Below are 13,166 nucleotides of genomic sequence, written 5' to 3'. Positions count from 1 at the left end.
GGAATCGGGGACTTGGCGCACGGGTATGGAAGGTGACGTCACGAGAGATCACCGTACCCGGCGCGGGGCACCCGCGTGCGTGCTGTGTCCTACGCCACCTCGCAGGTCACGCGTGGGGCGCGCGGGATCCGCGGACAGGCCCTCCGGCGCACCGGGCGGCCCTCCCGGCCGGTGGCGGCGAACGGCGAGCGCCTACCCTGGTCGGATGCAGGACGAGTACCGCACAGTGGCCCGTGAGGGCGTGCACGAGATCGAGATCAACCGCTCGCGCTTCCTGTGCGCCCTGGCACCCGCGGCCACCGAGCGGGAGGCGCAGGACTTCGTCGCGCGCATCCGCAAGGAGCACCCGACCGCCACGCACAACTGCTTCGCGTACGTCATCGGGGCGGACGCCTCCGTGCAGAAGGCGAGCGACGACGGCGAGCCCGGCGGTACCGCGGGCGTCCCGATGCTGCAGATGCTCATGCGCCGCGACATGCGGTACGTCGCCGCGGTTGTGACCCGCTACTACGGAGGGGTCAAGCTCGGCGCCGGCGGACTCATCCGTGCCTACGGAGGAGCGGTCGGCGAGGCACTCGACGCGCTGGGCACCGTCACCCGCCGCCGCTTCCGCCTCGCCACCGTCACCGTCGACCACCAGCGCGCGGGCAAGGTCCAGAACGATCTGCGGGCGGCCGGCCGCGAGGTCCGCGACGTCCGCTACGGCGACGAGGTCACCATCGAGATCGGTCTGCCCGACGCCGACGTGGAGGCCTTCCGCGGCTGGCTGGCCGACGCCACGGCGGGCAGCGCGGTGTTCGAGCTCGGCGGAGAGGCGTACGGGGACGCCTGACGCGCGGGGGTCCGGCGGGATGCGGCGGGCCCCGGAAGGAGCGGTTACGGCAGTAGCCGCCCGTGATGTCCGACCCGCCCGTTAGTCTCGGGGATCATGAGGCTGCTGCACACGTCCGACTGGCACCTGGGCCGCTCGTTCCACCGCGTGAACATGCTCGACGCCCAGGCCGCGTTCATCGGCCACCTCGTCGCGACCGTGCGCGAGCGCGCGGTGGACGCCGTCGTGGTCTCCGGTGACGTGTACGACAGAGCGGTGCCGCCCCTCGCGGCCGTCGAGCTCTTCGACGACGCCCTGCACCGGCTCGCGGACCTCGGCGTGCCGACGGTCATGATCTCCGGGAACCACGACTCGGCGCGCCGCCTCGGCGTCGGCGCCGGCCTCATCGACCGCGCCGGCATCCACCTGCGCACCGACCCGTCCGCGTGCGCCGAGCCGGTGGTCCTCGCCGACGACCACGGGGACGTGGCGTTCTACGGCCTGCCCTACCTCGAACCCGCGCTGGTCAAGGACGAGTTCGGCGTCGCCAAGGCGGGCCACGAGGCGGTCATCGGCGCCGCCATGGACCGCGTGCGCGCCGACCTCGCCACCCGCGCGCGGGGCACCCGCTCCGTCGTCCTCGCCCACGCCTTCGTCACCGGCGGCGAGGCCAGCGACAGCGAGCGGGACATCACGATCGGCGGGGTCGCGGCCGTCCCCTCCGGAGTCTTCGACGGCGTCGACTACGCGGCGCTGGGCCACCTGCACGGCAGCCAGACCATCGCCCCGCGCGTGCGCTACTCCGGCTCGCCGCTGCCGTACTCGTTCTCCGAGACCGACCACCGCAAGAGCATGTGGCTCGTCGACCTCGGCCCCGACGGCGGGATCGAGGCCGAGCGCGTCGACTGCCCGGTGCCGCGCCCGCTCGCCCGCATCCGGGGCACCCTCGACGCCCTGCTCGACGACGCGGACCTCGCCCGCCACGAGGAGGCGTGGGTCGAAGCCACCCTCACCGACGCGGTCCGGCCCGACGACCCGATGGCCCGGCTCTGCGAACGCTTCCCCCACACCCTCAGCCTCGTCTTCGACCCGGACCGCGCGCCCGACGACCCGGACGTGTCGTACGCCAAGCGGCTCCAGGGCCGCAGCGACCAGCAGATCGCGGAGGACTTCGTGACCCATGTGCGCGGCGCGGGACCCGACGAAGAGGAACAGGCCGTGCTGCGCTCGGCGTTCGACGCCGTCCGCACCGACGACACGCTGCGCGAGGTCGCCCGATGAGACTCCACCGCCTCCGCGTCACCGCCTTCGGGCCCTTCGGCACCGCCCAGGACATCGACTTCGACGAGCTCTCCGCCGCCGGTCTCTTCCTGCTGCACGGCCCCACGGGCGCGGGCAAGACCTCCGTCCTGGACGCCGTCTGCTACGCCCTCTACGGCTCGGTGCCCGGCGCCCGCCAGGGCGCGGGACAGGGCATGTCGCTGCGCAGCGACCACGCGGCACAGGGCACGCGCACGGAAGTGTGCCTCGAACTGACCGTCGCCGGACGCCGCCTGGAGATCACCCGCCAGCCGCCCTGGGAGCGCCCCAAGAAGCGCGGCACCGGCACCACCACGGAGAAGGCGCAGAGCTGGCTGCGGGAGTACGACGCCGGGGCGGACGCGGAGCCGGGCGGCTGGAAGGACCTCAGCAGGTCGCACCAGGAGATCGGCGAGGAGATCACACAGCTGCTCGGCATGAGCAAGGAGCAGTTCTGCCAGGTCGTGCTCCTGCCGCAGGGCGACTTCGCCCGCTTCCTGCGCGCCGACGCGGAGGCGCGCGGCAAGCTGCTCGGCCGGCTCTTCGACACGCGCAGGTTCGCCGCCGTCGAACAGCGGCTCGCCGAGCAGCGGCGCACCACCGAGGCCGGGGTCAAGGAAGGCGACGCGGCGCTCCTGGCCGACGCCCACCGCATGCAGCAGGCGGCGGAGGACGGCGGCGGGGGCGCCGAGCTGCCCCTGCCCGACGCGGCCCCCGGCGACCCCGGCCTGGCCGAGGCGGTCCTCACCTGGGCCGCCGTCGTCCGGACGAGCGCCCGCGAGCGCCTCACGATCGCGCACTGCGCGCTCTCGGCCGCCGAGTCCGGCCAGGCCGCCGCGGAGCGCGACCTCGGCGACGCACGCGAACTCGACCGGCTGCAGCGCCGGTTCGCCGAGGCGCAGGAGCGCGCGGCGCGGCTCCACACCCGCGAGGCCGAGCAGCGCGGCCTAGAGGAGAGGCTGGAGCGGGCCCGCAAGGCCGAGGCGGTCGCGCCCGCGCTCGCCCTGCGCGACACCGCCGACGCCGAGCACCGCGCCGCCGCCGCGGCCGAGGCGCGCACGCGTGCCCGGTTGCCCGAGACGTTCGCCGCCGCCGGCGCGGCGGGCCTCGCCGCCGCCGCGCGCAAGGCGGCCGAGGACCTCGGAGGCCTCGCGTCGGCCCGGCGCGGCGAACAGCGGCTCGCCGACATCACCGCGGAGCGCACGGCACTGGACCGCCAGGAGCGCGCCGACGACGACCTCCTCCAGGAAGCCTCCGGCTGGCTCGACGGCTGGGAGGAGAACCGCGCCGCGCTCCAGGAGCGCATCGCCTCCGCCCAGGAAGCCGCCACCCACGCCGAGCGCCTGGTGGGCCGCCTCGAACCGGCCCGGGCACGGCTCGCGGCGGCGCGCCGCCGCGACGGGCTCGCCCAGGACGCGGCACAGGCGCAGGAGCGCGCCCTCGCCGCCCGCGAGAGCGCCACCGCGGCCCATGAGCACTGGCTCGCTCTCAAGGAGCAGCGCCTGACGGGCATCGCCGCCGAACTCGCCGCGCACCTGACCGACGGCGACCCGTGCGCGGTGTGCGGCGCGACGGAGCACCCCGCGCCCGCGCGGAAGGTCGCCGGACACGTGGACCGCGGTGCCGAGGAGGCCGCGCTCGCCGCCCACCGCAGGGCGGACGAGTCCCGCACGGCCGCAGAGCGCGCGCTCGGTGACGTACGCGAGTTGCTCGCGGCGGCGACGGAGGCCGCACGCGGCGGCGCCGTGACCGAGCGGGACGCGGAACAGGGCGGGGCCGGTGCGGCGGACACCGAGGCGACGAGCGCGGCATCGAAGGACGCCACCGTCGACGAACTCGCCGCGGAGGTCGAGGAGCTGCGCCGTGCCCACGCCGCGGCGCACGAGCGCGCCTGCGGGCTGCACGCCGCGCGAGAGGCGCTCGCGCAGGCCGAGCGCGAGTACGACCGCAGGCTCGCCGGACAGCAGGAGGCCGCGCGCCGGGCCGCCTCCCGGACCACCCTGCGTGACGCCCTGGAGCGCGAACAGAGCGCTCTGGACGAGGAGCTGGCCCGCGCGCGGGGCGGCACGGAAAGCGTGGCGGCCCGCGCCCGCCAGCTGGAGCGGCAGGCCGCTCTGCTCACCGAGGCCGCCGACGCCGCCCGCGCCGCCGACGAGACCGCCGAGCGCCTCAAGGACGCGGACGCGCGACTCGCCGACGCCGCCTTCCGCGCCGGGTTCGACACGCCGACGGACGCGGCGGCGGCCCTGCTCGACGACGCCGGGTACCGCGAGCTCCAGCACCGCATCGACGCCTGGCGCAACGAGGAGGCGGCGGTGCGCTCCGTGCTCGCCGAGCCGGACACGGCCGCCGCCGCACGGCAGCGGACCGCCGACCTCCCGGCGGCACAGACCGCCGCGGACGCCGCGGGCCTGCAGCTGCGCCGGGCGGCCTCCGCGCGCGACGCCGCGGCCCGGCGCTGCGCCGAGCTCGACCGGCTCTCGGGCCGGGCGGCGGACGGGATGCGGGGCCTTGCGCCCCTGCGCGCCGCGTACGACCGCGTGGCGCGCCTCGCTGGCCTCGCCGCGGGCACCTCGGCGGACAACGAACGCAGGATGCGCCTGGAGTCGTACGTGCTGGCCGCCCGCCTGGAGCAGGTGGCGGCGGCCGCGACCGTGCGGCTGCGTCGCATGTCGTCCGGGCGCTACACCCTCGTGCACTCCGACGACCGCACGGGACGCGGCCGTTCGGGCCTGGGCCTGCACGTCGTCGACGCCTGGACGGGCCGTGAGCGCGACACGGCGACGCTGTCGGGCGGCGAGACGTTCTTCGCCTCGCTGGCGCTCGCGCTGGGCCTCGCCGACGTGGTCACGGACGAGGCGGGCGGTGTCCGCCTCGACACCCTCTTCATCGACGAGGGCTTCGGCAGCCTGGACGACCAGACGCTCGACGAGGTCCTCGACGTCCTCGACGCGCTGCGCGAGCGGGACCGCAGCGTCGGCATCGTCAGCCACGTCGCGGACCTGAGGCGGCGCGTGCACGCGCAACTGGAGGTCGTGAAGGGACGCGCGGGCTCGACCGTGCGGCTGCGGGGCGGCGACTGAACGGCGCCCGGGACGCAGGGGTCAGCGGCCGAGGGGGCGGCGTGGCAGGGGAGAGGAGTAGACGACGCTCGTCGTCACCGAACCCAGCGCGCCGATCTTCCCGGAGACCTCTTCGAGGTGGTGCATGGAGCGCGCCGCGACCTTGATGACGAAGCAGTCGTCACCCGTGACGTGATGCGCCTCGAGGATCTCGGGGGTCGCGTCGACCAGGTCGTGGAAGGGCTTGTAGTTGCCGTTCGGGTAGCGCAGGCGTACGAACGCGAGGATGGGGAGGCCGAGCCGGTCCGGGTCGACCACGGCGGCGTACCCCTGGATGACGCCCGCCTCCTCCAGGCGCCGCACCCGTTCGGTGACGGCGCTCGCCGACATCGAGACGGCGCGCGCCAGTTCGGCGTAGCTGGCGCGGCCCTCGCGCTGGAGGACGTCGAGTATGCGCCAGTCGGTGGCGTCCGTGGAATAACCCGTCATCCCCGAGAGGTAACAGGGAAAACCCCGGCCGATCAAGGGGTGGGCCCCAGAAAGTCCCTGTCCGGACCGTGTCGGCAGGTCCTTGCCCGGGCGGTGTCGCCTCCGCGCGGTGGGAGCGCGGAGGCGACGGTTCTGGTGGGTTCCCCGGGGTCCGGAGACCGTGCGGTCCCGTCAGACGCCCGCGACGCTCTGGATCCAGGAGCGGTACGCCGTCACGTTCGTGTAGGCCGTCGTCGTCTGGCGGTCGCTGGTGGAGGCGACGCCGACCTGCGCGCCGCCCGCCATCATCGGACCGCCCGAGTCGCCGCCCGCGGTGATGCCGTCGCCGCGCCGGGCGCAGATGGCCTGGCCCTGGTAGGCGTCGCGGCAGCCGCCGGTCACGACGACGTTGGCGACCTTGAGGAGCCGCGACTGGCAGTTGATCTCGGGGCTGCACTGGGACGTGGCGCCCCAGCCGTAGACCTGCACGGTCTGGCCGACGGAGACGGAGCCCGGGTTGCCGAGACGGGCGTACGTGCCCGGCACCGAGCGGTCCAGCTTGACCAGGGACAGGTCCGAGGCCGAGTGGTTGGTGACGCTGACGCCGTTGGCCGTGGTGCCGCCGGACGACTGGTCGAGGCTGCCGATGCGGAAGGACAGGCCGCCGCCGCTGACGCAGTGCTTCGCGGTGAGGATCCAGGTCGGGGCGATGATCGTGGCGCTACAGGTCTGCCGGCCGTTGGAGAAGAGCCGGGCCGCCCAGGGCGCGTTGCTCGCGTTGCCGCCGCCGATGATCGGCTGCGGGGCGTCGACGGACGCCGCCGGGGGTGCCTCCGCCTGCGCCGAGGTCTGCGCCATGGCCGTGGGGGCGAGCCCCAGGACGGCGAGTGCGGTGGCCGCGAGTGCGGGGACGAGTCTGGATATACGCACGTTCGTCTCCATTATGTGGGGATGAAACGTTCTGTTGGGGAGCGGGGCTGCATAGGTATGCGGCCACGACGCACGCACAGGAGGCGGGTATCTCCTGTTGCGTGCATGCCATTTCGGCTGGGCTGAATCTGGCAGAGGAGGCGTCGGCGGCGCAAGAGGTCGGCCGCCGGAAATCCGTTGCGATCGTGGGCAGTTGACGGTCCTCGGGCCCTTTTCGTAGACCAGTGACGCCGATTGACCTTCATTCGAACGATCGGTCGGAGGTCCGCCGGGGCTGCGCCGCTGGCCGGATGTCGCCGTTCCGGACGGTGGCCGCGCGAGCCCGCCGGCTGACCCGTCGTCATGGACCACGTACGCCGAAGCGTTTTGCGGCAGCGCGGAACCGTCGTGTGAGCTTGCGTTTTGCCGCATGAACAAGCGAGTTCTGGTCTGGACCATTCTCGGTGGAGGGGGCACCCTTCTGGCAACTGTCTTTCGCGACAAACCCGCTGTCGCCGCGTCTCCATGAGTGCCCCCGGTGAAAGCGGCGCATCGCCGGGAAATCCCCGGCGAGAAGGCCCGGATGCCGGTGATCAGTCCTTCAGGCTTTCAGCCACCACCCGTAGATTTTCTGCCATGAACAACGCGAACGTGCAGCTCAGCGCCCCTTCCGCAGTCTCCGCCGCCCCTGTCGCCCCCGCCGACAACGCGGTCCTGCGTGTCCCCCCGGCGTCCCCGGCCGCGGCCGCCGTCTACTTCGGCGCGAGCCTCGCCTTCCACGCGGATGTCTCCGACGTGGCGTCCGCGCTCGCCGCCGACGGCGACCCGGGCTTCGTCGTGATCGACACCCGCTCCACCGCCTCCTGGGACCAGGGCCACGTCCCCGGCGCCCTCCACCTGCCCACGGCGCTCATCGTCGAGCAGGCCGAGGCGCTGCTCGACACGTCGGTGCCGGTGGTCACCTACTGCTGGGGCCCCGGTTGCAACGGCGCCACCCGCGCGGCGCTGGCCCTCGCCCAACTCGGCTTCCAGGTGAAGGAAATGCTGGGCGGCTTCGAGTACTGGGCCCGTGAGGGCTTCGAGTTCGAGACCTGGGAGGGCCGCGAGCAGCGCGACCCCGACGCGCTCACCGCGCCGGTCGACGCCGAGGACTGCGGCTGCTGAGGCGCGGCGCCGCGTACCGCTGTTCCCCGCGGCACGCGGCCGCGCCGGGACAACTGCCGTGCGCGGCGGTCACCCGGCGCGCATCATGATCTGTCATGCCGCATCTACCGCATCCCACCGTCGGCCAACTCCGCCGCGACCCGCTGCCGTTGCGCGGGCGGACCGCCCTCGTGACCGGCGCCAGCCGCCGTGGAGGCATCGGATACGCCGTGGCGCGGCGGCTCGCCGCGTACGGCGCCGGTGTCCATCTGCACCACCACGTCCCGCACGACGCCGAGATGCCCTGGGGCGCCGACCGCCCCGAGCAGGTCGTCGAAGGAGTGCGCGAGGCGCTCGGCGACCCGGAGGCACCGGTGTGCGCGGGGCCCGCCGACCTCGCCGATCCCACCGCCCCCGCCCGGCTGATCGAGACGGCCGCCGACGCGCTCGGCGGACGGCTCGACATCCTCGTCGCCAACCACGCGCGCAGCGGCCGTGACGGCGCGCTCGGCGAGATCGACGCCGCCATGCTCGACGCGCACTGGGAGGTGGACACCCGGTCCGTGATCCTTCTCGTCCAGGCGTACGCCCGGCTGCGCGCGAAGCTGCAGGAGCGGACGCCCGGCGGGCGGGTCGTGATGATGACCTCGGGTCAGGACATCGCGGGCGGGATGCCGGACGAGATCGCCTACAGCCTGCAAAAGGGCGCGCTCGCCTCGGCGACCCGCACTCTCGCGACCGCGCTCGCCGACCTCGCCGTCACGGTCAACTGCGTCAATCCGGGGCCCGTGGACACGGACTACCTCACCGGCGAGGTCTACGAGCAGATCGCGGCACGCTTCCCGGCGGGACGCTGGGGCATGCCCGACGACCCGGCCCGGCTCATCTCCTGGCTCGCCACCGACGAGGCCGCCTGGATCACCGGCCAGGTCATCGACTCCGAGGGCGGCTTCCGCCGCTGACGTCCCGCGTCATCCGGTGTGCGTCGGGGCGGCGGCCAACGCGGCGTACAGCGCGTCCGCCGCCCCCATGGAGTCGGCGCCCCGCGCGCCCCGAGGCAGCCCGCTGACCTGTCCGTCGCCGACCTCCACGACCCGCCACCGCCCGTCCTCGCGCAGCGCCAGATCCGTCGTCACGAACCGGCAGCCCAGCGCCGCCACCGCCGCACGCACGCCGTCGAGTTCGGGCGAGGGCAGCCGCTCCGGAGTGTCCGGGTGGGCGGTCACGAGCAGCACCTCGCCGTCCAGCCACCACACGCGGGCCTCGCCGCCCGCGACGAACGGTTCGTACGCGCGTACCACCAGACCGCCGGCGAGCGACTCGTCCTGCAGCGCGAAGAGCCGCTCGACCACCGTGGAGAGCCGCGCGCCGTCCGTCAGGTCGGGCACGAAGCACGCCTCGTCCCACTCGTGCTTGCGGGACTTCACGTAGTCCTGACGATCCCGGGACCGGGGCCGAGCGGCGCGACGAGCTCCGCGAGCCGCCCGGCCGGGGGAGGCGCGCCCGGGGCCGCCGCGCACCAGACGCTGCGCGACGTGAGTGACGCCTCGGCCACCACGTCGTACCAGCCCGGCAGTTCATGGGCGCGGCCGTACGCGGCGGAGGGCGTGAGCAGGGCGCAGCCGCGCGCCGCGAGGGCCTGCGACAGCTCCTCGTAGCGCGCGACCGGCATCATCCAGCCCCAGTACCAGTACGGACCCGAGCCGCGAGGCACCCGCCCCACGGCGCCTGCCGCGTCCCCGGCCAGCAGCGCGTCGTGGTCGACGAGCGCGACCTCGGCGCCGCACGCCCGCGCGGCCTCGGCCTCCGGGGCGAACCCGGGGTCGGGCCGCGCGGCGCGCAGGGGATCGGACGGGAGGAGGAAACCGGCGCTCACAGCTTGGACAGCTCGTCGACCAGGTCGTCCAGGCCCAGCGAGCCCTGCGAGAGCGCGGCCATGTGCCAGGCCTTGGCGTCGAACGCGTCACCGTGCCGGCGGCGCGCGTTCTCCCGGCCCAGCAGCCAGGCGCGCTCGCCGAGTTTGTAGCCGATGGCCTGGCCGGGGATGGTGAGGTACCGCGTCATCTCGCTCGTCACGTAGTCCGTGGGACGGCTGCAGTGCGCGTCGTAGAACTCCTGGGCGAGGTCGGGCGTCCAGCGCTCGCCCGGGTGGAAGGGCGAGTCCGCCGGAATCTCCATTTCCAGGTGCATGCCGATGTCGACGATGACCCGCAGCGCCCGCATCATCTGGGCGTCCAGGTAGCCGAGCCTGCGCTCGGGGTCGGTCAGGAAGCCGAGCTCGTCCATGAGCCGCTCCGCGTACAGCGCCCAGCCCTCGGCGTTGGCGCTGACGATGCCGACGGTCGCCTGGTAGCGGGAGAGGTTCTCCGCGACGTGCGCCCACTGGGCCAGCTGGAGGTGATGGCCGGGTACGCCCTCGTGGTACCAGGTCGAGACCAGGTCGTAGACCGGGAAGCGGGTGTCGCCCATCGTGGGCAGCCAGGTGCGGCCGGGGCGCGAGAAGTCCTCGGACGGGCCCGTGTAGTAGGGGGCCGCCGCGCCGCCGGGCGGGGCGATGTGGGACTCCACCTTCCGCACCCGCTCGGCGAGTTCGAAGTGCGTGCCGTCCAGCGCGTCGATGGCCTCGTCCATCAGCTCCTGCAGCCAGACGCGGACCTCCTCGACACCCTCGATGTGCGTGCCGTGCTCGTCGAGGTGGGCGAGCGCCACCCACGGCGTCTCCGCGCCCGGCAGGATCTTCTCGGCCTCGGCCCGCATCTCCGCGAGCAGCCGGTGGAACTCCGCCCAGCCGTACGCGTACGCCTCGTCCAGATCCAGGTCCGTGCCGTTGCACTCGCGGGACAGTCGGGCGTAGCGCTCGCGGCCCACGACGTCCGGAGAGCCCTCGATCGCGGGCGCGTAGACGCCCCGCATCCAGTCGCGCAGCGCCACGACGGACGCGGTCGCCGCCCGTGCCGCGGCGTCGAGCTCGGCGCGCAGCGCCTGCGGGCCCGCGGCCGCGAAGTCCTCGAACCAGCCGCGTCCGCTCGGCTCCGCGCCCCCCTCGCCCGCCCACTCCGTGAGCTGCTCGATGAACGTCGCGGTCGGCCGCGGCGGACCGAACAGCTTCTGCTCCAGGCCCAGTTCGAGGCTCGCGCGGTAACCCTCCAGCGCGGCCGGGACGGCCCGCAGCCGCTCCGCGATCGCCGCCCAGTCCTCCTCGGTCTCCATGGGCGTCACGGTGAAGATCTCCCGCACCTGGTGCGGCATCGTGTGGAGATTGCCGACCGCGCGCAGTCCTTCGCCAGCCTCGTGCACCGCCAGCTGGGCGGTGAGCCGCTCCCGGAGCAGCCGACCGCAGCGGCGTTCGATCTCACTGTCCGCGCCGGGCAGGCGCTCCGCCTCGTCGAGCCGGGCGAGCGTCGTGCGGGCCAGGCGGGCGAGGGCCTCCTGGCCCTCGGGGGAGGTGTCCGGGAGCTTGCTGTTGCTCTCCTCGACGCCGAGATAGGTGCCCGTGACGGGGTCGAGGGCGATCAGCTCGTCGACAAAGGCGTCGGCGACGGCGCGGGGCAGGAGACCGGCGTTCGGCTGCGGGTTCTTCGTGTCTGACATGCGGACATCCTCGTACGAGGGACGGGCGCGCGTCAGCAGGATCGGCCTCAGTGATCCGAAACGGCCCCGGTCGTCGCGTCGGGCGGCAGCAGCGGGCCGCACGCCCACTGCTGGAAGATCAGCCGTGTCTCCACGCGTGCCACTTCGCGCCGCGCCGTGAACTCGTCGAGGACGAGCCGCTGCAGATCCGCGGGCCCCGCCACCGCCACATGCACCAGGAAGTCGTCGGGCCCCGTGAGATGGAAGAGGGACAGCGACTCGGGCAGGGCCCGCACCCGCTCGATGAACGGGCCCACGAGATCCCGGCGGTGCGGCCGCACCTGTACGGAAAGCAGCGCTTCGAGCCCGCGGCCGAGTTTCGCCGGGTCGAGCCGCAGGTCGTGTCCGAGAATCACTCCCGAGCGCCGCAGCCGCGTCACACGGTCGAGACACGTGGAGGGCGCGACACCGACCTGTGCCGCCAGGTCGCGGTACGTGGTCCGGGCGTCGTTCTGCAGCAGGCGCAAAATATGCAGGTCCACCGGGTCCAGTGCGACAGATTCGGCCATCGGCCGAACGTAGCACGGCATCCGGACACCGGTCTCCGGCCGTTGTTCAGCCTGTGCGACATGGAAGCGAACACCGGGACAGCACCGCACCGCCCCTCCGCCGACGCCGCGTCACCGCCGCGTGCCCTGGCCACCGAGGCCGTCCACGCGGGCCGTGACGACCTGGCCGACCTCGGCCTGCACGCCCCGCCGATCGACCTCTCCACGACCTACCCTTCCCGCGACAGCCGGGCCGAGGCCGCGCGCATCGACGCCTTCGCCGCCGACGGGACCGTCGACGACGGGCCGCCGGTCTACGCCCGCCTCGGCAATCCCACCGTGGCCCGTTTCGAGACGGCCCTCGCCCGACTCGAAGGCACGGAAAGCGCGGTCGCGTTCGCGAGCGGCATGGCGGCGCTGACCGCCGTTCTTCTCGTACGAGGGGCCGCGGGCCTGCGCCACGTCGTGGCCGTCCGCCCGCTGTACGGCTGCAGCGACCACCTGCTCACCGCGGGTCTGGTCGGTACGGAGGTGACCTGGGTCGACCCGGCGGGCATCGCGGACGCCATCCGCCCCGACACCGGCCTGGTGATGGTCGAGTCGCCCGCCAACCCCACCCTTGCCGAACTCGACCTGCGCGCGATCGCCCACGCGTGCGGCGAGGTGCCGCTGCTCGCCGACAACACCTTCGCCACGCCCGTGCTGCAGCGGCCCGTCGAGAGTGGCGCCCGCCTGGTGCTGCACAGCGCCACGAAGTACCTGGGCGGGCACGGCGACGTCCTGGGCGGGGTGGTCGCGTGCGACGAGGAGTTCGCGCGGCAGCTGCGCCAGGTGCGCTTCGCCACCGGCGGGGTGCTGCATCCGCTCGCCGGGTACCTGCTGCTGCGCGGTCTTTCCACGCTGCCGGTCCGGGTGCGGGCGGCGTCGGCGAACGCGGCGGAACTGGCCCGCAGGCTGGCCGCCGACCCGCGCGTGACCCGCGTGCACTACCCACGGATCGGCGGCGCCATGGTCGCCTTCGAGGTCTGCGGCGACCCGCACGGAGTGATCGCCGGGGTACGGCTGATCACCCCGGCGGTCAGCCTCGGCAGCGTCGACTCGCTGATCCAGCACCCGGCGTCCATCAGCCACCGCGTGGTGGACGTCGGCGACCGGCACTCGTCCGGGGTGAGCGACCGGCTGCTGCGCATGTCGTGCGGGCTGGAGGACGTCGAGGACCTGTGGGGGGACCTGGACCGGGCGCTGGGACCGGTCGCGGTGACAGGGGCGGCGCCCGTCGGGGCGAAGCGGCCCGTCGCGGAGGCCGCCCCCGCACTGTGAACCGCGGTGCTCCGCCCGACGGCTCGTGACCGTCGG

The 13,166-nt window shown here is 74.1% G+C and carries 10 protein-coding genes and 1 pseudogene; 6 read left to right on the top strand and 5 right to left on the bottom strand.

The annotated features are described in order from the left end of the window. Nucleotides 1-205 precede the first annotated feature (205 nt). From AOK22_RS03140 to AOK22_RS03130, 3 genes are all read left to right on the top strand, one after another. A complete protein-coding gene (locus AOK22_RS03140; RefSeq protein WP_055696977.1) occupies nucleotides 206-832 on the top strand; it encodes a YigZ family protein in 627 nt (208 codons plus the stop codon). A 96-nt stretch (nucleotides 833-928) separates the two neighbouring features. After that, nucleotides 929-2,092: an exonuclease SbcCD subunit D gene (locus AOK22_RS03135; RefSeq protein WP_055696976.1), complete on the top strand. Its 1,164-nt coding sequence runs from the start codon at nucleotides 929-931 to the stop codon at nucleotides 2,090-2,092. Continuing rightward, nucleotides 2,089-5,193 (top strand): AAA family ATPase, encoded by a 3,105-nt coding sequence (locus AOK22_RS03130; RefSeq protein WP_055696975.1) that lies wholly within the window; start codon nucleotides 2,089-2,091, stop codon nucleotides 5,191-5,193. Before AOK22_RS03135 ends, AOK22_RS03130 begins: the two co-directional genes overlap by 4 nt. Nucleotides 5,194-5,214: 21 nt before the next feature. Here AOK22_RS03130 and AOK22_RS03125 read toward each other — a convergent pair whose 3' ends face one another. Together AOK22_RS03125 and AOK22_RS03120 are read right to left on the bottom strand one after the other, a co-directional pair. After that, nucleotides 5,215-5,661: an Lrp/AsnC family transcriptional regulator gene (locus AOK22_RS03125; protein ID WP_055696974.1), complete on the bottom strand. Its 447-nt coding sequence runs from the start codon at nucleotides 5,659-5,661 to the stop codon at nucleotides 5,215-5,217. Nucleotides 5,662-5,832: 171 nt separating this feature from the next. Then, nucleotides 5,833-6,570, bottom strand: coding sequence for a S1 family peptidase (locus AOK22_RS03120; protein WP_055697015.1), 738 nt, complete (start codon nucleotides 6,568-6,570; stop codon nucleotides 5,833-5,835). 615 nt (nucleotides 6,571-7,185) lie between these two features. On the opposite strand from AOK22_RS03120, the gene AOK22_RS03115 reads away from it, so the two are divergent. Together AOK22_RS03115 and AOK22_RS03110 are read left to right on the top strand one after the other, a co-directional pair. Further along, the gene (locus AOK22_RS03115; protein ID WP_055696973.1) at nucleotides 7,186-7,713 is read left to right on the top strand and encodes a rhodanese-like domain-containing protein; all 528 of its coding nucleotides are present in this window, start codon (nucleotides 7,186-7,188) and stop codon (nucleotides 7,711-7,713) included. Nucleotides 7,714-7,808: 95 nt separating this feature from the next. Next, nucleotides 7,809-8,654, top strand: a complete 846-nt coding sequence (locus tag AOK22_RS03110) for an SDR family oxidoreductase (RefSeq protein ID WP_055696972.1) — start codon at nucleotides 7,809-7,811, stop codon at nucleotides 8,652-8,654. A gap of 9 nt (nucleotides 8,655-8,663) precedes the next feature. Here AOK22_RS03110 and AOK22_RS03105 read toward each other — a convergent pair. The 3 genes and pseudogenes from AOK22_RS03105 to AOK22_RS03095 all read right to left on the bottom strand — a co-directional run bounded on the left by AOK22_RS03105 (nucleotide 8,664) and on the right by AOK22_RS03095 (nucleotide 11,831). After that, nucleotides 8,664-9,568 (bottom strand): annotated as a pseudogene (locus AOK22_RS03105) (ATP-grasp domain-containing protein). Continuing rightward, nucleotides 9,565-11,283 (bottom strand): DUF885 domain-containing protein, encoded by a 1,719-nt coding sequence (locus AOK22_RS03100; protein ID WP_055696971.1) that lies wholly within the window; start codon nucleotides 11,281-11,283, stop codon nucleotides 9,565-9,567. The pseudogene AOK22_RS03105 and the gene AOK22_RS03100 overlap by 4 nt, the downstream one beginning before the upstream one ends. 47 nt (nucleotides 11,284-11,330) lie before the next feature. Next, a complete protein-coding gene (locus AOK22_RS03095; RefSeq protein ID WP_055696970.1) occupies nucleotides 11,331-11,831 on the bottom strand; it encodes an Lrp/AsnC family transcriptional regulator in 501 nt (166 codons plus the stop codon). A gap of 60 nt (nucleotides 11,832-11,891) precedes the next feature. Here AOK22_RS03095 and AOK22_RS03090 point away from each other — a divergent pair, with 60 nt between their 5' ends. Then, nucleotides 11,892-13,130 carry a trans-sulfuration enzyme family protein gene (locus AOK22_RS03090; protein ID WP_055696969.1) on the top strand — a complete coding sequence of 413 codons (1,239 nt, stop codon included), beginning with the start codon at nucleotides 11,892-11,894 and terminating at the stop codon, nucleotides 13,128-13,130. The last annotated feature ends 36 nt before the right edge of the window (nucleotides 13,131-13,166 follow it).

It is taken from the genome of Streptomyces silaceus, assembly GCF_001419745.1.
Classification (GTDB): Bacteria; Actinomycetota; Actinomycetes; order Streptomycetales; family Streptomycetaceae; genus Streptomyces; species Streptomyces silaceus.
This window is presented reverse-complemented; position numbering and strand designations above follow the sequence as displayed.

What these genes read in the sequence shown, in the direction of transcription:
- AOK22_RS03095 (WP_055696970.1), bottom strand. Translation starts at nt 11,831, where the DNA reads ATGGCCGAATCTGTCGCACTGGACCCGGTGGACCTGCATATTTTGCGC.
- AOK22_RS03100 (WP_055696971.1), bottom strand. Translation starts at nt 11,283, where the DNA reads ATGTCAGACACGAAGAACCCGCAGCCGAACGCCGGTCTCCTGCCCCGC.
- AOK22_RS03090 (WP_055696969.1), top strand. Translation starts at nt 11,892, where the DNA reads ATGGAAGCGAACACCGGGACAGCACCGCACCGCCCCTCCGCCGACGCC.
- AOK22_RS03110 (WP_055696972.1), top strand. Translation starts at nt 7,809, where the DNA reads ATGCCGCATCTACCGCATCCCACCGTCGGCCAACTCCGCCGCGACCCG.
- AOK22_RS03140 (WP_055696977.1), top strand. Translation starts at nt 206, where the DNA reads ATGCAGGACGAGTACCGCACAGTGGCCCGTGAGGGCGTGCACGAGATC.
- AOK22_RS03130 (WP_055696975.1), top strand. Translation starts at nt 2,089, where the DNA reads ATGAGACTCCACCGCCTCCGCGTCACCGCCTTCGGGCCCTTCGGCACC.
- AOK22_RS03125 (WP_055696974.1), bottom strand. Translation starts at nt 5,661, where the DNA reads ATGACGGGTTATTCCACGGACGCCACCGACTGGCGCATACTCGACGTC.
- AOK22_RS03115 (WP_055696973.1), top strand. Translation starts at nt 7,186, where the DNA reads ATGAACAACGCGAACGTGCAGCTCAGCGCCCCTTCCGCAGTCTCCGCC.
- AOK22_RS03135 (WP_055696976.1), top strand. Translation starts at nt 929, where the DNA reads ATGAGGCTGCTGCACACGTCCGACTGGCACCTGGGCCGCTCGTTCCAC.